Genomic DNA, 21824 nt, shown 5'->3' with positions numbered 1-21824 from the left:
CTTTATCTTTTTATTTGTTATCTGCAGGTTTCTGCATTTCAGCCATTCTGTGAGCAGCCATACTGTCTGTAGAGAGATTGGCCATAGCTACAGATAATTTATTTTTCAATCCTGATACCATTTTACCATCCCCATTCATCAAAGCATTATATCCGTCAATCGCAACTTCTTCAGGAGAAGCAAGATGATCTTTATCTTCAGCAATTTTACTCCTATTCATTCCGGCTTTATTAAAGAAATCCGTATTTGTAGGACCTGGTAAAAGTGTTGTTACAGTGATCCCCGAATCTTTAAGTTCCTCACGAATTGCTTCAGACCATGATAAAACAAATGCTTTGGTACCATGATATACCGAGTGCCAAGGACCCGGCACCTTACTGGCTACAGAAGCCAGATTCAAAATTTTTCCTGATCCCAGCGGTAACCGGTCCTTTAAGAATAATTTGGTTAATATGATAATGGAAACAATATTTAAATTGACAATGTCAATTTCCCGATGGATATCGGTTTCCTGAAATTTACCATAAACACCTTGCCCTGCATTATTAATTAAAATTTCAGGGCTTATTCCGTTTAATTTTAATTCTGAATACAGAGAATAAACTTCTTCCTGAAGAAATAAATTCTTTGATATCGTAATGACGTTTACTCCACACCCTTTAAACTCATCTGCTCTTTTTTTGAGCTCTTCATGGTTTCTGGCAACAATAACAAGGTCATATTTATTTTTAGCAAACTGCTTCGCCAGTTCATACCCTATTCCACTGGTACCCCCCGTGATCAGTACATATTGATTCTTGTGTTCCATTGGTTCTATTTTAAAATTAAAAGCCTGTTGATTTCACTTTTAAAGCATCCCAGAATAAATTCCGTGTAATACAGCTGTGCATTGAGGGCTTGTGTTTTAGGATGCAGTTCCAATTTTTTGGTAAGAATGATCTCTCCTTTGTATGAGAATGAGAAATAGGCAAAAATTTTATATGAAGAATTACGGATCGGAGTACAATAACCTGTGGTAGCAATAGACCAGTCGGATTCAAATAGGCTGGCAACGTTTAATGCCATTGTTTCAGCAATATTTTCTGAAACGCAGTCACATTCTTCAGCTTCCTGTCTGTTTACTTTCAATAATCTTACTTTTTCCGGTAAGGTATAGGCTGTTATTCCTCCTTTGTAAGACAGAGAAGCATTCGGCATCTGCGAAAAAGCTAATTGTAAACATCCTGATGTAACACTTTCCGCAATTGAAATGGTTTCATCTGTGGTTATCAGAGACTGGCTTATATATTCAAGAAGACTTTTCTGAAATTCCATAGCATTATATTTTGAATGATTGAAGTTTTAAAAAGCTGCTGTCTTTACATTCAGCAGCTTTAGATAGATGATGTGTGGTGTGAAAGGTTTTTATGATTAAGAGTTTCTCTCTATTTCCAGATTCCAGACCCTGTGTTTGGCAATAGCATTTATGAAATTTTCTGCCGGAGAATCATCTTCTCCGGTAATGATTCCCGGATCCTGGTGTTGCTTCGCAGCAACATTAGAATTATGATACACCAGGTCTGTACCTGATCCGAAATAAATTGCCTTACAGTGCTTATAGGCTTCATTGATGAAATGCAGGACAAGATGTTTGTTTACTGCTGTCATCAGTTCTTTTGCAGAATCCTCGCCGGAGCAGATAAAAAGAGCATCAAAACAAACACTTGCAGTGCTAGTAAAAGAATGTTTAGGAGTTAGTTCTTTCCCATCATTTGTTATTACTTTGGCCAAACTTGGTGCTATCAGCTCCACTTTTGCTCCTTTTTCCTCCAGTTTGGTTTTAAGGTTATGTACTGCTCCACTATCTGCACCGTTAGCCAGTATAAAGCCTATTTTTCTGCTTTTAATAGTATTTTTGACCGTATTTTCCATACTAAGTGCTTCCGATATTTTTGTTCTCGGTTCTTTTTCCTCACTCTGTAGCTCTACAATATTGCTGTCTGCAGGTAGGCTTTGATTGGGCCATTCAAGTTTTTTAACCTCAATACCTAATTTTTCAGCTACTTTCTGTGCCAAAAACATATCGATATAAGCAAGCTGCCCCACCAGTCTTTCCCTGACTTCCGGAATTGTTACTTTTGAAAGTTCAAAGATCAGTGCATTTTGAAGGTGTGTTTTTTCAGGATTCGACTGGCTGTTATAGAATAATTTTGCCTGAGAATAATGATCTACAAAACTTTTACTTCTTTCCCTGATTTTTGAACCTGATATCCTTTCCCCGTGAGAGGTAAAACCACCTTCAGACATCATAGCCTGAAAAGGGCATCCGTTGCCAATAGAATTGGGATCATAACTACTTTTTCCTTTAACAATCTGCTGTCTCATATGTCCGTCCCTCTGATTGTTATGAACAGTATTCACAGATCTGTTAATCGGAATTTCATGAAAATTCGGAGATCCTAATCGGGATAATTGGGTATCTGTATATGAAAATAACCTGCCCTGCAGAAGAGGGTCGTTACTAAAATCTATTCCCGGAATAATATGGCCTGGATGGAAAGCCACCTGCTCTGTCTCCGCAAAAAAATTCTCCGGATTTCTGTTCAGTGTCAGCGTTCCTACAATTTCTACAGGAACTTCTTCTTCAGGAACAATTTTCGTGGGATCCAGAAGGTCAAAATCAAACTGGTCTTCTTTGTCTTCAGGAATCAGCTGTACTCCCAGGTCCCACTCCGGATAGTCTCCGTTTTCAATGGCTTCCCAAAGGTCTCTTTTATGAAAGTCAGAATCAACTCCGGAGATTTTCTGAGCTTCATCCCAGGCTACGGAATGCACCCCCAGTTTTGGTTTAAAATGAAACTTTACAAAGTGTACCTTCCCTTCATTATTGATGAATTTGAAAGAATGTACTCCAAAGCCTTCCATCATTCTAAGACTTCTGGGAATAGCACGGTCACTCATCAGCCACATGATCATATGCATACTTTCGGGCATCAGCGAAATAAAATCCCAGAAGGTATCATGAGCAGAAGCTGCTTGAGGAATCTCATTGTCTGGCTCAGGTTTTACAGCATGAATAAGATCCGGAAACTTAATTGCATCCTGAATAAAGAATACAGGCATGTTATTGCACACCATATCATAATTACCTTCTTCAGTATAAAATTTTATCGCAAAACCCCGTACATCTCTTGCCAGGTCAGTGCTGCCTTTGCTTCCGGCAACCGTTGAAAACCTCACAAAAACTGGCGTTTCCTTTCCTACTTCAGATAAAAAACCGGCCTTTGTATAGGCTGCCAGGCTTTTAGTAAGTTTAAAAACGCCATGTGCTCCTGAACCTCGTGCATGAACCACTCTCTCGGGAATTCTTTCATGATCAAAATGGGTAATTTTTTCTCTCAGAATAAAATCTTCCAATAAAGAAGGTCCCCTTTCTCCCGTTTTTAAAGAATCCTGATTGTTATTGATCTTTAAACCCTGATTTGTAGTAAGCTTTTCGTTTGCATTAGAAGTACTGTGTACGTCCAGTTGTTCTGCTTTTTTATTGTTTTGTTCATTGGTATTCATATTCATAGGATTTATGGTTGATGATAGGTTTTAAGGTACTTTAATAGCTATTTTGGTACAATCATTCTGTATTGTCACTCTCAAACATATTGAGAATCCTGTTGATATACTCTTCTTCCTTTACTACTTTATAATAGGCTGTTTTTGCATATAAAGTGAAAGATGGGGTTTCAATTCTGATCTCAGAATCCAGAGCTGAAGTATCCAGTGTACTTTGATTATGAAATTCACGGATATGAAGTAAATATTCCTGTACATAATTGTCAATTACTTTTTTCAGGATCTCACATTTTGCATTTTTTTTAATCTTTTCCAAAGACTTAATCAGAAAAGCGGTGACTCCGTAGGAATTAATAACAACCGGAAATAATGACTCATTTTCCAGGGCATTATTTTTATTATTCAGTTCGGAATATTTTAAAACATCATTTTCAAATATCATATGTAAAGAGTTATTAGTTGTTAGAAGCTTTTAAATATTGCTCAAAATAATGGAGGTCATCCTTATCCTTAATGGAAAGATAAAACATGATCTGTTCCGGTTCTTTCAGCCCTATACTGTTGAAACAGTCGAAATGGGCGATTAATGCCTGAATATTTTCAATATCTATATCTTTCAGGATTATAAATAACAAAAAGATATTCTCTTTGATCTCTTTTGCGTAGACAGCTGTTCCATTCTCAAACCATTTACCTTTGTTGGTGACTTTTACAAAATCTTTGTGCTTCAGCGTTTTTATTATTTTCTGACAGTCCATAATGGTAAGTGTTCGTGGTTAAAATAAGCCCTGTAAAACAAGCTATATGGCTTATTATATAGCAGTTTAATCTTCTTGTTCAGCATCAAAATTGATGGATGTTTCTGCAATTTCTGTAAGCTGATAATCAGTATCTTCCTCTTCCTGAAGGGTTCTTTCAAGCAGATCTGCGGCCTTATCATGTCCCATAGTAATGGCAAGCTGAGCAAGCCCTCCATAGGTAGCAATTTCATAATGCTCTACCTTTTGTGCAGCAATAATTAATGCAGCATCTCTTGTTGCAGTACCCTCTTCGGTTGTTTTGATTACTTCTTCACCTTCTTCAATAATCCCTTTTATAGCCTTACATTCTTTCTTTTCAGGCTTTTCACCAATAAGCTGAAATACTTTTTCCAGACGTTTTACATGTTTTTGGGTTTGAAGATGGTGATCCTCAAAAGCTTCTTTAAGCTCTTCGGCTGTAGCGGCTTCCTGCATTTTATCTAATGCTTCAAGGATAGCATTTTCAGCATAATAAATATCCTTAAGAGCATTTACAAAAAATTGGTGAAGGGGTGCATTCTTCATCTCCTCAGTTATTATATTGCCATTTTTTACGATAGTCTTTTTTGCTATCGGTTCAGGATGAGTAGGTTCTAATATTTTATTTGCCATGATATAAAGTGGTGTTTAGTGTTGAAAAGATTGCCTCTTCATCAAATCAAAGAGGCAATCTTGGAAAAAGAATTATGAATTATGTCTGCCTCCGAATCCCGTTTTTTTAAGACCTTCCACCTCCGTGAGATGCCTGTCTGCCTATTTTGGCAAAAGGTTTTCAGATGAGTATCCTTACGTTATATTTTTTCTTACATTTCTAGTGTCCATAACTGAATTTTATATAATTACTATTAAGTGATGCATTGCTTTCATTCACTAGTATCAGACGGCAACGGACTCGTGATAATTTTACTTGAGCATAAAGCATATGCTTTGTTCCTGGGGTTTTGAGAATTGTACTGAAACGTTATATTTCAAATGTACAATTGAATAACTCACTTTTTTATGACTTGAGTCATGTTGCAAATATTAATATAAAATTTTACGGTTTTGAATTTTAACTATTTTTTCCCTTTCCATGTGTTTAATAGTTCTTATAGCTGTCTCTACACATAAACCGGTAAGACTAGCCATCTGCTGTCTCGTTAATGGAACGGTAAATGAGTACGGCCTTTCATCATTTTGAGAGCTTTTAAGATAATCCATGAGCCCTTTAAGCCTTATAGAAGGATTTTGAGATGAAATATTCTGCATCATAATAAATTTATAATACAGACGCTGGGAAAGGAAATTATTCACTTCCATACATAAGTCCGGAGACTGGGTCAATAAATTGAAAAATATTGATTTATGAAGTTTTAAAACACTACATTCTGTAATGGCTTCAGCATTCATCGGGTAAGGTTTGTTTATAAAAAGTATGGATTCTCCGCAGCTTTGTCCTTCATATAGGAGATTTTGTATAAACTCTTTCCCGTCTTCATTATAATTATTAAGCTTTACTTTACCCTTAATAATCTGATAATAATAATTGGGTATATCTCCCTGAATAAATAAATTTTCAGAAGGATTATAATTTTTGATTTCTGCACCTGCTGAGTACAAAATATTTTCGTCAATAACCATAATACTTTTTTTTTAAAATGTTAATTTTAAAATTTATCTAAAGTAAAATATCCATTGGAAAGTTACCTTTATGGATACAAATATTAAACCTTATCACTTGTTGAAATTGTTAAATTGCGTTAAAATGATATTAATTTTTATTAAATTCATATTGTATCAATTAGTTTGATTTATAAAAATTTTGAATCAATTTATTTTAAAAATTAACAAATGGAGATAAATTTCACGAACCCGTTCCATTGATGAAACGGGTTTTGTTAGGGTATGTAAATACTGCTATTTTTTTATAGTTTTATTCTGTATTGTTTGAGCAGTATCCTTATTATTTGGCGAAATAACAGTATCTGCACGTACAGTATCAGATGGCATCGGTGCAATATTCGTTGTAGTATCTACACTTACAGTATCTGTAACTGTAGTCTCTGTCCGGGTTTCTTTTTTGCAGCTCATGAGGAATCCGATGAGCATTAGTGACATCATAAATTTCATAATAATAGTATTAGATGGTGTGTATTTACAAAAGTAGATTATTATAAAATTATTTTTTATGATTTAGGTCATAATGATTTATTTTTAATTATTTCGCAAATTTCTTAGTCCCAACTACACATAAAATGACCCCAACGGTAACTCCCAGCATTCCTATGCTCACCTGCTCATGAAGAAGATACGCTGCCAAAGCAAGTCCAAAAAAAGGCTGAAGTAGCTGAAGCTGCCCTACAGAGGTAATACCTCCCTGTGCCAGCCCTTTATACCAAAATATAAAGCCGATAAACATGCTGAACAAAGAAATATACCCCAATCCAAACCAGCCTTTAAAACTTACCGTTTCAAGATTATTTGGTAAATAGAAGAAAAATAAAGGAATCATTATTGGTAAGGATAATACCAATGCCCATGAAATAACCTGCCATCCGCCCAGGGTTTTGGAAAGTTTAGCTCCTTCAGCATAACCCATTCCGCATAAAATAACCGCCAGAAGCATTAGAATATCTCCAATTGGAGAAGCTGAAATGCCCTGAGAAAAAGCATAGCCGATTACCAAGAAGCTTCCTATGACCGAAAATAACCAAAATATAGGATGTGGTCTTTCCCCACCACGAAATACTCCAAAAATAGCCGTAGCCATGGGCAGCATTCCTAAAAATACAATAGAATGTGCAGAAGTAAGATATTGCAATGCCAACGAAGAAAGCAGCGGAAATCCTATTACACAGCCAATAGCCACCAGTACAAGGGAAAAGATCTGATTTTTAGCAGGGCGTTTTTCTTTATAAATAAACAGAACCGAAAGAGCCAGAATTCCTGCAATAACCGCACGGGCAATAGTTACAAATATAGGATCCATCTCCATTACTGCAAGTTTGGTTCCGGGCATAGAGCCACTGAAAAGCAAAACTCCTATAAAACCATTGATCCAGCCACTTACTGCCTGGTCTTTTGAAATTGTATCTGTCATCATTATAATACGTTTTAATTGATGGTTCAAAATTAGAGAGGTAAATTCAATAAACACAGTCTCAGTTTTGTATATTTGCATGAACACAGTTTAAAAAAATGAGCAGAGAATTTTTATATACAGAAATTGCAGACGGTATAGCCAATCAAATCAGGAATGGTGTTTTAAAAGCTGGAGACAAGCTTCCTTCCGTAAGAATGCTATGCAGTGAACATCAGGTAAGCATGAATACTGCAAAAAGGGTTTTCCTGGAACTTGAATCACAGTCACTGGTTGAATCCAAACCTCAATCCGGTTATTTTGTCAGTCAGCTGCTATCTGTAAAACTCCCTTTACCTGAAGTAAGCCGCCCTTCTTTAATGGCTAATAATGATGAACCGGATGAGCTGATCAGTAAAGTATATGAAAATATGGGAAGGAAAGATCTTACCTTCTTTTCGATCGGTATTCCATCCGGAGGACTTCTTCCCCAGGCGAAACTGAAAAAGGAAATCATTAATGCAACACGGGAATTAAAAGACGGAGGAACAGAATACGAGGAACTTCAGGGAAATCTTAAACTCAGAAGGATGATTGCTATACGCTCTTTACAATGGGGTGGAAACCTTAATGAAAAAGATCTTATTACCACAAACGGTGGAATGAATGCGTTATCATTCTGTCTCATGGCCTTGGGAAAACCCGGGGATACTATTGCCATTGAAAGTCCTTGTTATCCCGGGATTTTGCAATTAGCCAACGGATTAGGGTTAAAAGTGCTGGAACTTCCCACTCACCCTACAACAGGAATAGAAATTGAAGCCTTAAAAAAACTCATTCCCAAAATTGATCTGTGCCTGTTAATCCCCAACTTTAATTCTCCTCTGGGAAGCTGTATGCCTGATGAAAACAAAAAAGAAGTCGTAAGAATTCTGTCAGAAAACAATATTCCACTCATTGAAGATGACGTGTATGGAGATCTTTATTTTGGGGCTTCCCGACCAAAATGTTGTAAATCTTTTGATAAAGACGGAAATGTTCTCTACTGCAGCTCTATTTCCAAAACATTGGCTCCGGGCTATCGTGTGGGGTGGATTGCTCCCGGAAGATATAAAGATAAAATACTTAAACTTAAACTGCTGCACTCTACCTCTTCCATCTCTATTGTCAATGAAGCCGTAGCCAATTTCCTGAAATCCGGAAGGTATGAGAAACATCTTCAGCAGCTTCGCAAAACACTGCAGACTAATTACCAGAATTATGTGCAGACCATTGCAGAATTTTTTCCCGAAGGCACAAAAACAAGCCGTCCGCAGGGAGGATTGTCTCTGTGGGTAGAATTTGATAAGAAAATCCGCACTACAGAACTGTATGATCTCGCCATCAAACAGAACATAAGTATTGCTCCCGGCAGGATGTTTACCTTTCAGGAGCAGTTTGAAAACTGTATGAGACTGTGTATAGGTCTTCCATGGTCAGAAGAAACCCAGGCCAAACTCAGACAGGTCGGAAATCTTGCAAAAAAAATTTAATACCTGTTATTTATTATCCGGAACGAAATTTTTTCTCGCCAGTTCTTTTCTTACACGGCTTAAACTCTCAGGGGTAATTCCCAGATAAGAAGCGATCATCCATTGAGGGACTCTCAGCAGTAAATCGGGATACATTTTGATGAATTTCATGTATCTTTCTTCTGCTGTTTCACCCAGTAAAGAATTGATCCTGTTCTGTAAACTTCGGATATGCTTCTGTAATAAAAAATCACTTCGTTCAATACTGTTCGGAAATTGCTCTACCAGCTTATTGAAGAAATCAGGATGCAAAAACAGTATTTCCGAATCTTCCACTGCTTCTATATAATAATTGGATTTTTCATTGAAATATAAACTACTCCGGTCAGAGATCAGCCAACTTTCAGGGGCGAACTGTATAATATGTTCCTTTCCGTTTTTATCAATGGAATACATTTTAATAAGTCCTTTTTCCACAAAGAATATATGCCTGCATATTTCACCATACTGAAGGAGAAACTGATTCTTAGGAATTTTCTTTGCTTCGTAATGCAGACTGCAGGTGTTTACGTTCTGAAGAGGAACGTTTAATACTTTGGCTAAATAATTATTAATATTCTTCATTATATAATCTGGCTTAAAGAAATATCCTCGTGCGAAGCACTTTTAACGGACTTTCCGTTCTCTATAACAATTAACTGTGGACTTTCATGTCTTACCTCAAGATCTTTCGCAATTTTATTTGAAAGATCTCTGTGAGCTAACAGATCCAGGTAGTATAAGTCTACTTTCGGATCTGAATTTTCAACTTCCTTTTCAAAATTCTTCAAAACAGTCCTGCTGATAAAGCAGCCTGTTGAATGTTTGAATACAGCTATTTTATGGTGGTGAGAACGCTCAATGGCTTTCGCCAGATCTTCTGCAGATTCTATCTTTTTCCAGAAAGATTTTTGATCAGGGGTTTCGCTTTTTCCACCGAATATTTTATCAAAAAAACTCATACATTAAATTGTTTTAAATGATGATCAAGATGTTTATATTCTAAAAATTTCCAGTCTTTTTCAGTCATGTTCCCAAATAGTCTGTGATAGTCCGGCAGCTCTTTATTTGTACAGGCTTTCCGGAATTCCTCCAGCGTCTTCAGCAGATTGGTTTTTGATTCATCAAAATCACACTCAAAATTAATGATTAGTTTTTGAAAAGTAGGCATGTTTCTGGGAATTCCATTATTGAAAACATACATTTCTATTTTAGTAACGATCCCAATTACCCTGAAAAAAGGATTAATGCGCGGAAGCTCAACTGTTTTTAAAGCCACCTGAAGAACCATATCACAGTGCCTGAACATTTGACACACATTCATTTTTCCCCATTTTGCAGGGGAATTTTCGGATAATTTGGAAATCCTTTCTATAATTTCCTCAAAATAAAGGGGATTATTAAAGCTTTTTTTCACCAGCCTTTTTCTTTCTTCAGATTTTCTATATGAGCAAAATGATGATTACAATGCCAGGCATACAGGGCAAGGCTGCTTCTCAGGTCATAATTTCTATGATGTTCCGGATGATGAAAAGTTCTCTCAAACTGTTTATTGGTAAGACTTTTAAGAAGAACAACCCATCTTTGATGAGTTCCTTTCAACATTCTCATTGCCGGTTTTACAGGCATATGAAAGCTGTCCTGAAGCTCTGCCCACTGAGCCTCATTATAAGGTTTAATGGTTGGATTATCTTCTGTTAGTGCCAGTTTAAACCGGATAAAACTATTCATATGACTGTCTGAAAGATGATTTACAAGCTGTCTTACCGTCCAGCCTCCTTCTCTGTACGGAGTATCCAACTGATCATCTGTAAAGTCTTCGATAAGGTTTTTCAGCCTGCCAGGAAAATCTTTAATCACTTTGATATAAGTATCCAAAGTTGTATCACAAATGTTTTCGGGAGCTTCAAACTGCCCTATTGGAAATTTCTTATTCTCTAAATCACTCATTATTCATAGTTTTAATTTTTTAAATATTGCTTATTTGTCTGACTATTAGGTTCTGGACAAATTTCTATCTGTTAGGTTTGTAAATTTATCAAAAATAGAGGATATTTCCAGTGAATAAAAAAGCTTCAATTCTAAAATTGAAGCCCACTTTATTTAATTGATGTACTAATAACCATGCAGATCAATACCTTCTGTTCGTTGTAGGGTTACTTTTTTACCCATTTTCTTTTGAATTACTCTGAAATGCTGAAGCTCATCATCCGTCAGAATAGTAATAGCTGTCCCTTTTTCATTGGCACGGCCTGTCCTACCAATACGATGAATGTAGTCTAAAGGCGAACGCGGCAACTCATAATTGATCACACAAGGCAGAGACTCAATATGAATCCCACGGCCAATTAAATCTGTAGCCACTAAAATCTGGGCACCGTTTACTTTAAATTCTTCTAAATTATTCCTACGGGCACCTTGTGACTTCTGACTGTGAATAGCCACCGCTTTAATTTTATTTTTTTTAAGCTTTTCAACTAAATTATCAGCAGATCTTGTAGAGGAAACAAAAATCAAAGCTTTTTCCACTTTCTTTTCTTTAATTAAATACCGCAAAAAAGGACCTTTATTTTCCGGAGAAACATGATAGGCCAGTTGCTCAATATGATCAATTTCAACTTCCTCTTTTTTTATTTCAATTAGAATAGGATTAATTGACAAACGTTCTTTCATTTCAGAAACCTTGTCATTTAAAGTCGCTGAGAACAAAGTGGTCTGCTTTACGACAGGCATCAGAGCGAAAAGTTTATTCATTTCTTCTCCAAAACCCAGCTGAAACATTTTGTCTGCTTCATCAATCACCAAATGCTGAATACCCGAAATACTCAATGCATTATGATCAATTAAGTCTAATAAACGTCCCGGAGTTGCAATCAGGACTTCCACTCCAAACATTCCTTTCATCTGTGGATTGATAGAAACACCACCATACACAGCCATTGTACGGATTTCCCGTTTCAGGTTTTCTGTAAAAGCTCTGAAAACTTCATCAATCTGAATAGCTAATTCACGCGTAGGAACCAGTATTAAAACCTGAACATTACGGTCTTTTTTTACTTCTGCATTCTGCAATTTTTCTAAAATTGGCATTACAAAACAAGCTGTTTTCCCAGAACCTGTCTGTGCAATTCCCATCAGATCTTTACCTTGCAAAATAACAGGAACAGCCTGCTCCTGAATGGGAAACGGTTTTAAATACCCCAGTTTGTTAACAGAACGAATAATATTGTGTGATAATCCTAAAGACTCAAATGACATAAAAATACTTATTTACTGCAAAGATAAGCTATTGAAATTTGGTGTACGCCTTCAAACAGAATACCCCGGAGACAAAGTTTAATGATTCCAAATTTTTACCGCTCCAATCTATCAGTATAAAAAAAATATTTTGCCTATTTGTCCGATAATTCTATTTTGGATAAATTTTTGCCTCTTAGTTTTGTAAATTTATCAAAAATTCGAGAAATCTAAATATGAAAAAAGCGCTAATAATAGTCGACGTACAGAATGATTTTTGTGAAGGCGGATCACTTGCAGTACCTGGATCTGGAGAGATCATTCCTTATATCAACCTTTTGATGGAGGAAAATGAATATGACCAGATTGTTTTGACACAGGATTGGCATCCTGTAGGCCATAAAAGTTTTGCAAGCAGCAATAACAGAAAGGTTGGAGAAAGTATCATTTTAAATGGTGTTCCCCAGTTTATGTGGCCGGATCACTGTATTCAGGGAACTTTCGGAGCAGAATTCCATAAAGATCTGAACAGAGACAAAGTAACCCATATCATACAGAAAGGAAAAAATATTGAAATAGACAGTTACAGCGGCTTTCAGGATAACAATCATTTTATGAAAACCGGGTTGGATGATTTCTTGAAATATCATGATATCCAACTGGTAGAAATCGTTGGACTGGCCATGGACTATTGTGTGAAATTCACCAGCCTGGATGCCGTTGCCAATGGATATGTTACCTGCTTACACTTCAACGGAACCCGTGCTGTAAATGTAAAACCGGATAACGGTAAAGACGCCATTTATGAAATGATCCAGAAAGGGGTAACCGTATTGGGATAATGAGGAGTTGTGATTTATAGGTTATGAGTTTTAGGCATGTTTAAATATTAGAATTCATTATCTGATTCAATAAGAAAAGCGCAGAATTTTTTCTGCGCTTTTTATGTAAAACTTAAATTACAATTAATAAATAAATCTCAAGCATGAACGCTTATTATTTATCATTTTTAAAGCATTTTAAGATTATTTACTTCCAGTTCTGTAAGAATTCTCCAGTGTCCTCTCTTGATATTCTTTTTCGTTAATCCTGCAAACATTACTCTGTCCAGAGCCTCTACTTCATATCCTAACCTTTGGAATATTCTTCTGATCACACGGTTCCATCCAATGTGAATTTCAATTCCGATTTCATTTTTCGGCTTACCTTCAATATATGAAATTTGGTCCACAACGGCTATCCCTTCATCAAGACGGATTCCTTCTGCAATAAGACGTAAATCTTCACCTGTTAATTTCTTATCAAGTGTTACATGATAAATCTTTTTAGCATCAAAAGATGGATGTGTCAATTTTTTAGTCATGTGTCCGTCATTAGTTAACAAAATAACCCCGGTTGTTGAACGGTCCAATCTTCCTACCGGAAAAACTCTGTAAGGCGATGCATTAGCTACAAGATCCATTACAGTTTTTCTTGCTTTATCATCTTTCGTAGTAGAAATATAGCCTTTAGGTTTATTTAAAAGTACATATACAGGTTTTTCAGGAGTAATGTTTTGTCCGTCAAAAACTACTCTGTCGGTTTTCTCTACCTGATATCCCATTTCCGTTACTACCTTTCCGTTCACTTCCACCAATCCTTGAGTGATCAGTTCATCAGCCTCTCTTCTGCTGCATATTCCGGAATTAGCAATATATTTATTAAGACGGATGCTGTCTTTATGGACGTCTTTTTCAATTTTATTCAGTCTTCTCTTCTGTACAAAAGATTTTGCTCGGTCTTCATTTCTTTCATCACCACCAGATGGCCTTCTTCCATACTTTAAACTGCCTCTTTCATATTTATCTCTTGCATCAAAACTTCTGCTTCCTCTTTTAGGGGCAGATTTTCCAAAAGATTTTCTTTCGAAGCTCTCGCTTTTATTAGTAATGTAAGCTCTTTTCTCGGATTTTGAGCTATTCTCATCACCTGAGCCTTCAGAGCTTTCTGTATTTTTCTTGAAAGGTTTTTTGTCAAATTTTGAATTGGACCCTTTATGTTCCGGACCTCTCTTGTCTCCGTCTTTAGAGAAAGATTTCTTAAAAGGTTTTGATCCTGAGGAATTTCCAGATCTAGAAGCACGAGAATCATCAGAGCTTTTTCGTGTTGAAACTCTTGGTCTTTTTGGTCTGTCTGAATTATTGTTATCTCTGCTCATTCTAAAAATTTCTGCAAAGATAGTAATTTAGTTACGAGTTAAAAATTAAGAATCATAACTTTGCAATATAGTTTACTTTTTAACCTTACAAAAATTTGAAGATGATAACAATATTAAATGATAATTTCTCTCAGTTAAACGAATTTCTGCATGAAAAATCTTTTAGTAAAATTTTTATTTTAGTAGATGAAAATACCCATGAATACTGTCTTCCCATTCTCTTAGGAAATATGGAAACAGATCTGGGATTTGAAATTCTGGAAATTGAGGCTGGTGAAGAGATGAAAAATATTCAGACGGCTAACCAGCTTTGGGAAATTCTCACGGAAATGCAGGCGGACAGAAAAGCACTGGTCATTAATCTTGGTGGTGGTGTAATCACTGATATGGGTGGATTTGTAGCTTCTACTTATAAAAGAGGGATACAGTTTATTAATATCCCTACTACCCTTTTATCGATGTGTGATGCTTCTATTGGAGGAAAAACAGGAATTGACCTGATGCATTATAAAAATATGGTAGGAACTTTTGCTTTCCCGGAACAGATTTTTATCTTCCCAAAATTTTTAGAAACATTACCGTTCAAAGAATTAAGAAGCGGATTTGCAGAAATGCTAAAACACGGGTTGATTGCTGATAAAGCACATTGGGAACAACTGATCCAGATTCATAAGCTTGAGGTAGAAACGGTAATTCCACATATCCAGACTTCAATGGATATTAAACAGGACGTGGTAGAGAAAGATTTTCATGAAAAAAACATCAGGAAAACCCTTAATTTCGGCCATACTATAGGTCATGCTGTTGAAAGCCTGTGTCTGCAGCAGAAAAACCCTATCCTTCATGGAGAAGCAGTAGCTATGGGAATGATTTGTGAATCCCATTTGGCTTATCTTGAAAATCTTATTTCTAAAGAAGACTCCCAGTCCATTATTGAAAATATCCAGAGATACTATCCTTATTTAGATATCAGTGATTTTAAAGACAATGATATTACTGCATTACTAATGAACGACAAAAAGAATACAGACAGTAAAATCAATTTTTCTCTGCTTTCCGAGATCGGAGCATGCAATTATGACTATCAGTGCAGTCAGAAAAACATCCTTAAATCATTAGATTTTTATAGAAAACTGAACGATGCATAATCCATTCTTTAGCCATTTTTACAAAAAAAACTTTTATTTTGAGTCAGTTTTTCAATAAAAACGGACTATTCAAACAAATGTTTATTTAATTTTTCAACTAACTATATATCAAATACATAGATTTTAAAACCACTATAAAACAGGTGGTTTTCATGTGTATTTTGAAAGTGAAAATTATTTTTGGCAAGCAATTTGGAAGATACTCTGCGTTCAACTGAAAACGTTGACAGTAGTAAAATTTAAAATTAAGAAAGAGTAAATATTAAAAAATTAAAGTTATGAAAAAGTTAGTTTTAGGATTAGCAGTAACTGCAAGTACATTAGCGTTCGCACAACAGCAACCTTCTACCAGCACAAATCCGGTAACATTCGGGGTAAAAGGTGGGATGAACGTATCATCGCTTTCTAATGGAGCAGACTTAAGTGATTCAAAATCCAAAATTGGTTTTAATGCAGGTGTTTTTGCTAATATTCCGTTAGCAAGTTCATTCAGTGTACAGCCGGAGGTTATATATAATGATTTGGGCTCAAAAGTAACAAGAGAAATCTCCGCAGGAGGAAATACTTTCAAAAATGAATATTCAAGAAATTTAGGATATATTGCAGTACCTGTAATGTTCCAGTATAATGCGACTCCGGAATTTTTCCTTGAAGCAGGTCCTGAATTCGGGTTCTTAGTAAGTGCTAAGGATAAATTTAAAAATTCAACAAATAATAATACCAACACTCAGGTAGCTACGCTTGATAAAGACGACTTCCAGACATTTAATTTTGGAATTGGTATCGGTGCAGGTTATTATTTTACACCTAACTTAGGACTTACAGCAAGGTATACAGCAGGTCTTACAGATATTTATAAAAATAACTCTGGTGATGCTGTTAAAAACAATGTATTCCAGGTAGGGTTAGCTTATAAATTTAGATAACCTGGTAGTTTCACATTCAACAAATTTTGTATCAATAAAAAAGGTCAGATTACTTATAATCTGATCTTTTTTTATCTGAAATTCTAAAATTTTGTTAAAAAAATAATTTGTTCCTTTTTCAAAGAGAAAAAAAATAGGGGGAATATCGGTTCTATATCAACGATTATTAATAATCTGATAATATTTCGAGTTCTTTGGCACGCTATTTGATAATAAACAAAATGTTAAACAAAACTTAAAAACTATTAAATAAATACTTATGAAAAAGATTCTTTTAGGCCTAGCCCTTGTAGCAGGTACTTTCACTTTCGCACAAAAAACATCTACTAATACTTCAGCTTCTTCACCAGTTAGATTTGGTGCAAAAGCTGGTCTTAATATTTCTAGTGTTTCTGGCGACGATACGAAGTCAAAAGCAGGATTTTATGGTGGTGTTTTTGCAAATATTCCGGTAGCTAAGGATTTTTCTGTACAGCCGGAAGTATTATATAGTGGAATGGGTGCAAAAGCTGACGGAAATAGTGATTTGAAAATTAATTTAGATTATATTGCTGTACCGGTAATGTTCCAGTACAATGCACTTCCTAACCTATATTTAGAAGCAGGTCCTCAGTTCAGTTTCCTTATTAATTCAAAGCTGAAATATAAGTCTGAGTCTGTAGATGCTAAAGACGCTTTTAAAACTTTTGATTTTGGACTTGGACTTGGAGCAGGATATTACTTCACTCCTAACATCGGAGTTAATGTAAGATATGTTGCAGGTTTATCTGATATCTTTAAAGACAAACCTAGCGGTGCTGACTCTTCTAAAAATGGAGTATTCCAGGTAGGATTAGCTTATAAATTCTAATAAGCACCAGCATAGCTAACAAATTTTTATATTCAATAAAGAAGTCAGGTTATTTATTTAACCTGACTTTTTATTTTGGCAAGGAATTTGCAAATAGACTTAACACTTGTACCATTATACTATTTCTGAATTATAATTATTTCATTTGAAAACACGTTTTCAACCTGATAACTAAAAATCCCAATATTATTTAAGTATCAACTTTAAAAAAACAATATTGAACAAATATTGTCAGGAATATTCGGAAATACATTTCTATACAATAATTAGTAAATACATTTTGATTTCAATAGAAAAGGTCGGACTTTATTTTAAGTCTGACCTTTTCACTTTTATAATTCTTCTCCTTACCACGCATAGCAGCACATCACAGGATCTGGTGCAAAAGTTGGGATACTATAAACTTACGTCATACAGTTTCTCATTGACACAAAGTTCTATTTTTATTTAATTTTAAGTGAGTCAAGAATGAACGATTAGAAATCTATTTTGATGAAACTAACTTTTTATATCGCGTATTTAGTGACAAAAGCCGCCTTTCTTTGCTTTCTTACCATAGAACATCCGAATTATCATTCCTTTGAAATAAGGCTATTTCCATCCTATTTTTAAGTCAAATATAAAATCACATACTTTATTTAATGCAGCATAGATTTCTGAATGTCCAAACTAGAGGTTTTAGATTTAATGGTCCCCAAGTTATAACCCGATCCACATAAATTCAGCATAAACATCCTGTAACGTCATACTTTGACCTTCCGGCCTAAAAACTTGTATATTCACATAAAGCTTTATTAAATAGACATACATCCAGCTTCCTGTTTCAAATCATACATATTATTCATAGTAAAGGATCATTTTACGTATGTATGAATTTTAACTTAAAATTTATCACAAATATTAAATATATATGAAAATATTTCACATAAAAGAGGATATAAATGGTATTTTTAAAGTATGAAAACATCACGCATCTGCTTGTTAATCAGGGTTTCATAAGTTTGGCAAGCATTTTGCAAAATAATGAAGCAAATAGTAAAATTAAAAAATAAAATTATGAAGAAGTTATTTTTAGGACTGGCGTTAACAGCCGGGACATTGGCTTTTGCTCAAGAGACACAACCTGTAACTACTGCAAGCACAACCTCCCCACTTAAAACAGATGTTCAACCTATTAGGTTTGGTATTAAAGCAGGTGGAAACTCAGCGTATTATAGCCAACAAAGTTTTGGTGCCAATAGCCAAAAAATCGGTTTTCATGCAGGTGTATTTGCTAATATTCCAATCTCTAAGCAATTCAGCTTCCAACCGGAGGTATTGTACAACCAAATGGGTGCAAGAGATGTAGCTTATTCAACAGAAAGTACTATAGGATCAACTACTATTAAGACAAAGGGGCAGGATAAATTAACAATGAATTATATTTCAGTTCCATTAATGGTTCAAATGAGACCCACTGATAAGTTTTATATTGAAGCAGGACCGGAATTCAGTTATTTCATCAATGGAAAAAACAAAGGAGAGTCTACAGTTTCAAGTACTACAGGAGGTGTTACTACCACTAAAACAGAAACTCACTCTGAAGATGTAAATAAAGATTATATCAACAAATTCAACTTTGGGTTAGGTCTTGGTCTGGGATATGATATTACTTCTAATATCGGTATCAATGCAAGATACGTAAACAGCTTAACTAAGATTGATAAAAGCAGACCGGCAGCTGAAAACAACAACAGAGTTTTCCAGTTAGGTGTGAACTATAAATTTTAATTAAAAAAAAACCAATTTTTTAACTCCCAGATGCAGTTTTCTGCATTGTAAAAATGGCCGGAATTTTTCCGGCCATTTCTATTGAAAAATTAAAAGTAAAATAAATACGTATTTATTCAAATATCCGGGGATCATCACTGATCACTCCGTCTATTCCCATACCCTTCAGCTCCTTTAGTCTTTCTTTGGTATTAACAGTCCATGGGATTACCTTCATACCCAGCGCATGACATTCTTTCACCAACTCAGCGGTAACAAGACTCTGATCCGGACTGTAAATGGTAGGGGTAAAGCTTAAAAACTTCATATCTCCAGCTACACCACTCAAATGATCGGGATAGAGTCTGAATTTTTCTACAGGTATATTTTTGAAATAATACCTTTGCTGTTCCAGCTTTTTGTCATCTACTTTTTCTACCAGTAAGGCAGTCATTATTTTAGGATATTCTTTATGAATAATCTCCAGAGTTCTGGGATCAAAAGACTGAATAATAACCCGGTCCCCGATCTTTTTCTCTGTAATAATCTTCATCATTAATGCTACAAATTCTTTTGGTTCCGGATGAAAGATATGATCTGAGAAAGGGCGTGTTTTAGTTTCTATATTGTAAAAAGGCAAAGGTCTCTTCAATTCCCGGGCATAGCTTTCACATGCCTCTATAACCTCTGAGAAAAGAGGTTTCCGAGCCGCCATTTTCTTCTGGTCAGGATAATTGCTCAGTGTTTTCAGGCCTACATCAAATGTCTGAATCTTTGCATAAGGCATTTCATAGATTTTATAATAAAAGCCGGAGTCTTTGGGTATATAGGTTCCATCAGCCTTTGTTACCAATTCTGGGGAAAGAAAAGCATCATGGGAAAGAATTACTTTTTTATCCCTTGTGATAGCCAAATCCATTTCCAGCGTGGTAACATTCATTTGTAAAGCATTTTTCATAGCCGGAATTGTATTTTCCGGAAACAGTGATTTTCCTCCCCGGTGTGCCTGCTTATCAAAAGACTGGGCGCAAGACAGCTGGGCCATTACAAGAAAAAAAACCGTACACAAGGTGCTTTTCATATCTTCAAATTTTAATCCAACAAAATTAAAACTTGCTTACAGAGTATATGGTACGGGAATATTAAGCTTTTGCTACATTTATATCAATAAAAAGGGCCAGGTAATTGTGATACCTGACCCTTTATTTTTATTGTCAATAAATTAATTGAATAATTCTACCTCCTCTCCTTTTCCTACCGGATATTCTTCTGTAAAACATCCAAAGCAGTGGTTAGAAGATCCTAAAATTTCTTTCAGGTTTTCGGTACTTAAAAATTCTAAAGAATCTACTCCTAAATAATTTTTAAGTTCTTCCGTAGTCATATTAGCTGAAATTAAATCATCCTTTGAAGGCGTATCAATTCCTAAATAACATGGGGCAATAATAGGTGGAGAAACACTTCTGAAATGAATCTCTTTTACGCCTGCATCTTTCAAAATTTTAACCAACCTTTTAGAGGTTGTTCCACGAACGATAGAGTCATCAATAATAACAACCCTTTTATCCTTAATTTCAGAAATAATCGGGTTTAGCTTCAGATTAACTACTCTTTCTCTCATTTCCTGGGTAGGAACGATAAAACTTCTTCCAATGTATCTGTTTTTAATCAATACAGGACGGAAAGGTATCCCTGAAGCTTTTGAGAATCCAATAGCAGCCGGAACTCCGGAATCCGGAACTCCAATTACAATATCAGCATCTACAGGAGCCTGTTCCCAGATTTTCTCACCGGATTTCTCTCTGATTTCGTAAACATTGATATTTTCTAACGTAGAATCGGGTCTTGCAAAATAAATATATTCGAAAGAACATATCCTTTGTTTTCCTTTAGCCTCATCCATCATATAAGAATGAAGTTTTCCAGGTTCATTTTCATTAGTATAGATAATTTCTCCCGGAAGAATATCACGTACGTATTGAGCTCCCACCGCATCTAATGCTACAGATTCTGAAGCCACCACATAGGATCTCTCGTCAATAGCTCCTAAAACCAAAGGACGGATACCGTTAAAATCTCTGAAGGCAAAGAATTTATTTCTGGTCATCCCTACCACAGAATAGGCTCCTTTAATTTTTTCCATCGTAGCTTTTATCGCTCCACGAAGTCCTAAATCAAGGTTTTTCTGAATCAGTCTTAAAATTACCTCAGAATCTGAAGTGGCTCTGAAAACCACCCCTTCAGCCTCCAATTCATTTTTCAATTCTCTGGCATTGGTAAGGTTCCCGTTGTGTGCTATAGAAAGTATAATCTGGTCATATTCGTTTTTTGCGAAAAATGGCTGAAAATTATATTTCTTTTTATCTCCTGCTGTTGTATAACGGGTATGTCCGATTGCAGAATTTCCCATAAAAGTCTCTGGTTCCTGAATGTCTTTATAAACGTCCAAAACCAAGCCTTCATCTTTCATATTGGTAATTTTTCCATCTTTAAGAACGGAAATACCGCAAGCTTCCTGGCCTCTGTGCTGTAATGCAAAAAGCCCGAACTGTGAAAGAGAAAACGTATCCAGATCAGTATCTGAATACATTCCAAAGATACCGCACTCCTCATTTGGAGCATCCAGTCTTTCTTCTTCCTGTGTTCTGAAAAGATTTCTACCGTAGGTTTGGTCTTTAAACTGTTTTAAATATTCACTTTTATGAATGTCTAAACTTTTCATTTCTATTTTTTCTAATTATTTTAGAAGTTAGATATTAGATG

At 35.5% G+C, this 21824-nt stretch carries 23 protein-coding genes; 6 read left to right on the top strand and 17 right to left on the bottom strand.

Features of this window, described 5'->3' with window-relative positions; genetic code table 11:
- Window positions 1-10 precede the first annotated feature (10 nt).
- The 9 genes from MP478_RS09540 to MP478_RS09500 form a co-directional block, all read right to left on the bottom strand.
- Entirely contained in the window at window positions 11-808 is a 798-nt protein-coding gene (locus tag MP478_RS09540) for an SDR family oxidoreductase (RefSeq protein WP_257200317.1), read from the bottom strand.
- 5 nt (window positions 809-813) lie between these two features.
- Window positions 814-1314 carry a CinA family protein gene (locus MP478_RS09535; RefSeq protein ID WP_230036386.1) on the bottom strand — a complete coding sequence of 167 codons (501 nt, stop codon included), beginning with the start codon at window positions 1312-1314 and terminating at the stop codon, window positions 814-816.
- A 96-nt stretch (window positions 1315-1410) separates the two neighbouring features.
- Window positions 1411-3552 (bottom strand): catalase, encoded by a 2142-nt coding sequence (locus MP478_RS09530; RefSeq protein WP_257200316.1) that lies wholly within the window; start codon window positions 3550-3552, stop codon window positions 1411-1413.
- A gap of 55 nt (window positions 3553-3607) precedes the next feature.
- A complete protein-coding gene (locus tag MP478_RS09525; protein ID WP_257200315.1) occupies window positions 3608-3988 on the bottom strand; it encodes a hypothetical protein in 381 nt (126 codons plus the stop codon).
- A gap of 13 nt (window positions 3989-4001) precedes the next feature.
- Window positions 4002-4304, bottom strand: a complete 303-nt coding sequence (locus MP478_RS09520; RefSeq protein WP_257200314.1) for a hypothetical protein — start codon at window positions 4302-4304, stop codon at window positions 4002-4004.
- 66 nt (window positions 4305-4370) lie between these two features.
- Entirely contained in the window at window positions 4371-4958 is a 588-nt protein-coding gene (locus MP478_RS09515) for a ferritin-like domain-containing protein (RefSeq protein ID WP_257200313.1), read from the bottom strand.
- Between the two features lie 411 nt (window positions 4959-5369).
- Window positions 5370-5966: a Crp/Fnr family transcriptional regulator gene (locus MP478_RS09510; RefSeq protein ID WP_230036396.1), complete on the bottom strand. Its 597-nt coding sequence runs from the start codon at window positions 5964-5966 to the stop codon at window positions 5370-5372.
- Window positions 5967-6242: 276 nt separating this feature from the next.
- On the bottom strand, window positions 6243-6446 hold the full coding sequence (locus tag MP478_RS09505) for a hypothetical protein (protein ID WP_257188679.1): 204 nt from the start codon (window positions 6444-6446) through the stop codon (window positions 6243-6245).
- A 97-nt stretch (window positions 6447-6543) separates the two neighbouring features.
- Window positions 6544-7428: a DMT family transporter gene (locus tag MP478_RS09500; protein WP_257188678.1), complete on the bottom strand. Its 885-nt coding sequence runs from the start codon at window positions 7426-7428 to the stop codon at window positions 6544-6546.
- A 95-nt stretch (window positions 7429-7523) separates the two neighbouring features.
- Between MP478_RS09500 and MP478_RS09495 the strand changes: the two genes are divergently transcribed.
- Window positions 7524-8936 (top strand): PLP-dependent aminotransferase family protein, encoded by a 1413-nt coding sequence (locus MP478_RS09495; protein WP_257188677.1) that lies wholly within the window; start codon window positions 7524-7526, stop codon window positions 8934-8936.
- 6 nt (window positions 8937-8942) lie between these two features.
- Here MP478_RS09495 and MP478_RS09490 read toward each other — a convergent pair whose 3' ends face one another.
- The 5 genes from MP478_RS09490 to MP478_RS09470 all read right to left on the bottom strand — a co-directional run bounded on the left by MP478_RS09490 (window position 8943) and on the right by MP478_RS09470 (window position 12212).
- Window positions 8943-9539 carry a Crp/Fnr family transcriptional regulator gene (locus tag MP478_RS09490; protein ID WP_230036404.1) on the bottom strand — a complete coding sequence of 199 codons (597 nt, stop codon included), beginning with the start codon at window positions 9537-9539 and terminating at the stop codon, window positions 8943-8945.
- Complete coding sequence (gene ytxJ, locus MP478_RS09485) at window positions 9539-9916, bottom strand: bacillithiol system redox-active protein YtxJ (RefSeq protein WP_230036406.1); 378 nt, start codon at window positions 9914-9916, stop codon at window positions 9539-9541. The genes MP478_RS09490 and ytxJ overlap by 1 nt, the downstream gene beginning before the upstream one ends.
- The gene (locus MP478_RS09480; RefSeq protein ID WP_257188676.1) at window positions 9913-10371 is read right to left on the bottom strand and encodes a DUF1569 domain-containing protein; all 459 of its coding nucleotides are present in this window, start codon (window positions 10369-10371) and stop codon (window positions 9913-9915) included. Before MP478_RS09480 ends, ytxJ begins: the two co-directional genes overlap by 4 nt.
- Window positions 10368-10904, bottom strand: coding sequence for a YfiT family bacillithiol transferase (locus tag MP478_RS09475; protein WP_257188675.1), 537 nt, complete (start codon window positions 10902-10904; stop codon window positions 10368-10370). The genes MP478_RS09480 and MP478_RS09475 overlap by 4 nt, the downstream gene beginning before the upstream one ends.
- A gap of 165 nt (window positions 10905-11069) precedes the next feature.
- Window positions 11070-12212 (bottom strand): DEAD/DEAH box helicase, encoded by a 1143-nt coding sequence (locus MP478_RS09470; RefSeq protein ID WP_257200312.1) that lies wholly within the window; start codon window positions 12210-12212, stop codon window positions 11070-11072.
- A 215-nt stretch (window positions 12213-12427) separates the two neighbouring features.
- Here MP478_RS09470 and pncA point away from each other — a divergent pair, with 215 nt between their 5' ends.
- Window positions 12428-13033 (top strand): bifunctional nicotinamidase/pyrazinamidase, encoded by a 606-nt coding sequence (gene pncA / locus MP478_RS09465; RefSeq protein ID WP_230036414.1) that lies wholly within the window; start codon window positions 12428-12430, stop codon window positions 13031-13033.
- Between the two features lie 167 nt (window positions 13034-13200).
- On the opposite strand, the gene MP478_RS09460 is transcribed toward pncA, so the two are convergent.
- Window positions 13201-14388, bottom strand: a complete 1188-nt coding sequence (locus MP478_RS09460) for a pseudouridine synthase (protein WP_257188673.1) — start codon at window positions 14386-14388, stop codon at window positions 13201-13203.
- 101 nt (window positions 14389-14489) lie between these two features.
- Here MP478_RS09460 and aroB point away from each other — a divergent pair, with 101 nt between their 5' ends.
- The 4 genes from aroB to MP478_RS09440 all read left to right on the top strand — a co-directional run bounded on the left by aroB (window position 14490) and on the right by MP478_RS09440 (window position 19082).
- On the top strand, window positions 14490-15536 hold the full coding sequence (aroB, locus tag MP478_RS09455; protein WP_257200311.1) for a 3-dehydroquinate synthase: 1047 nt from the start codon (window positions 14490-14492) through the stop codon (window positions 15534-15536).
- A gap of 278 nt (window positions 15537-15814) precedes the next feature.
- On the top strand, window positions 15815-16462 hold the full coding sequence (locus MP478_RS09450) for a porin family protein (protein WP_230036420.1): 648 nt from the start codon (window positions 15815-15817) through the stop codon (window positions 16460-16462).
- Between the two features lie 259 nt (window positions 16463-16721).
- A complete protein-coding gene (locus MP478_RS09445; protein WP_257200310.1) occupies window positions 16722-17312 on the top strand; it encodes a porin family protein in 591 nt (196 codons plus the stop codon).
- 1056 nt (window positions 17313-18368) lie between these two features.
- Entirely contained in the window at window positions 18369-19082 is a 714-nt protein-coding gene (locus MP478_RS09440; protein WP_257188670.1) for a porin family protein, read from the top strand.
- 112 nt (window positions 19083-19194) lie between these two features.
- Here the strand turns inward: MP478_RS09440 and MP478_RS09435 are convergent, their stop codons facing one another.
- Together MP478_RS09435 and purF are read right to left on the bottom strand one after the other, a co-directional pair.
- On the bottom strand, window positions 19195-20142 hold the full coding sequence (locus tag MP478_RS09435; RefSeq protein ID WP_257200309.1) for a glycerophosphodiester phosphodiesterase family protein: 948 nt from the start codon (window positions 20140-20142) through the stop codon (window positions 19195-19197).
- A gap of 141 nt (window positions 20143-20283) precedes the next feature.
- The gene (gene purF, locus MP478_RS09430) at window positions 20284-21783 is read right to left on the bottom strand and encodes an amidophosphoribosyltransferase (protein WP_257200308.1); all 1500 of its coding nucleotides are present in this window, start codon (window positions 21781-21783) and stop codon (window positions 20284-20286) included.
- Window positions 21784-21824 lie beyond the last annotated feature (41 nt).

Source organism: Chryseobacterium sp. WG14 (genome assembly GCF_024586945.1).
In the GTDB taxonomy this organism is placed as follows: domain Bacteria; phylum Bacteroidota; class Bacteroidia; order Flavobacteriales; family Weeksellaceae; genus Chryseobacterium.
The sequence above is the reverse complement of the archived record's forward strand: the minus strand, read 5'-3'. Positions and strand labels throughout refer to the sequence as shown.

Bases quoted from the DNA above. Each gene is read 5' to 3' on its own strand.
- aroB (WP_257200311.1), top strand. From the start codon at position 14,490: ATGATAACAATATTAAATGATAATTTCTCTCAGTTAAACGAATTTCTG.
- MP478_RS09450 (WP_230036420.1), top strand. From the start codon at position 15,815: ATGAAAAAGTTAGTTTTAGGATTAGCAGTAACTGCAAGTACATTAGCG.
- MP478_RS09495 (WP_257188677.1), top strand. From the start codon at position 7,524: ATGAGCAGAGAATTTTTATATACAGAAATTGCAGACGGTATAGCCAAT.
- ytxJ (WP_230036406.1), bottom strand. From the start codon at position 9,916: ATGAGTTTTTTTGATAAAATATTCGGTGGAAAAAGCGAAACCCCTGAT.
- MP478_RS09510 (WP_230036396.1), bottom strand. From the start codon at position 5,966: ATGGTTATTGACGAAAATATTTTGTACTCAGCAGGTGCAGAAATCAAA.
- MP478_RS09475 (WP_257188675.1), bottom strand. From the start codon at position 10,904: ATGAGTGATTTAGAGAATAAGAAATTTCCAATAGGGCAGTTTGAAGCT.
- MP478_RS09520 (WP_257200314.1), bottom strand. From the start codon at position 4,304: ATGGACTGTCAGAAAATAATAAAAACGCTGAAGCACAAAGATTTTGTA.
- MP478_RS09505 (WP_257188679.1), bottom strand. From the start codon at position 6,446: ATGATGTCACTAATGCTCATCGGATTCCTCATGAGCTGCAAAAAAGAA.
- MP478_RS09440 (WP_257188670.1), top strand. From the start codon at position 18,369: ATGAAGAAGTTATTTTTAGGACTGGCGTTAACAGCCGGGACATTGGCT.
- MP478_RS09470 (WP_257200312.1), bottom strand. From the start codon at position 12,212: ATGTCATTTGAGTCTTTAGGATTATCACACAATATTATTCGTTCTGTT.
- pncA (WP_230036414.1), top strand. From the start codon at position 12,428: ATGAAAAAAGCGCTAATAATAGTCGACGTACAGAATGATTTTTGTGAA.
- MP478_RS09530 (WP_257200316.1), bottom strand. From the start codon at position 3,552: ATGAATATGAATACCAATGAACAAAACAATAAAAAAGCAGAACAACTG.
- MP478_RS09535 (WP_230036386.1), bottom strand. From the start codon at position 1,314: ATGGAATTTCAGAAAAGTCTTCTTGAATATATAAGCCAGTCTCTGATA.
- MP478_RS09540 (WP_257200317.1), bottom strand. From the start codon at position 808: ATGGAACACAAGAATCAATATGTACTGATCACGGGGGGTACCAGTGGA.
- MP478_RS09525 (WP_257200315.1), bottom strand. From the start codon at position 3,988: ATGATATTTGAAAATGATGTTTTAAAATATTCCGAACTGAATAATAAA.
- MP478_RS09435 (WP_257200309.1), bottom strand. From the start codon at position 20,142: ATGAAAAGCACCTTGTGTACGGTTTTTTTTCTTGTAATGGCCCAGCTG.
- MP478_RS09445 (WP_257200310.1), top strand. From the start codon at position 16,722: ATGAAAAAGATTCTTTTAGGCCTAGCCCTTGTAGCAGGTACTTTCACT.
- MP478_RS09515 (WP_257200313.1), bottom strand. From the start codon at position 4,958: ATGGCAAATAAAATATTAGAACCTACTCATCCTGAACCGATAGCAAAA.
- MP478_RS09460 (WP_257188673.1), bottom strand. From the start codon at position 14,388: ATGAGCAGAGATAACAATAATTCAGACAGACCAAAAAGACCAAGAGTT.
- purF (WP_257200308.1), bottom strand. From the start codon at position 21,783: ATGAAAAGTTTAGACATTCATAAAAGTGAATATTTAAAACAGTTTAAA.
- MP478_RS09500 (WP_257188678.1), bottom strand. From the start codon at position 7,428: ATGATGACAGATACAATTTCAAAAGACCAGGCAGTAAGTGGCTGGATC.
- MP478_RS09490 (WP_230036404.1), bottom strand. From the start codon at position 9,539: ATGAAGAATATTAATAATTATTTAGCCAAAGTATTAAACGTTCCTCTT.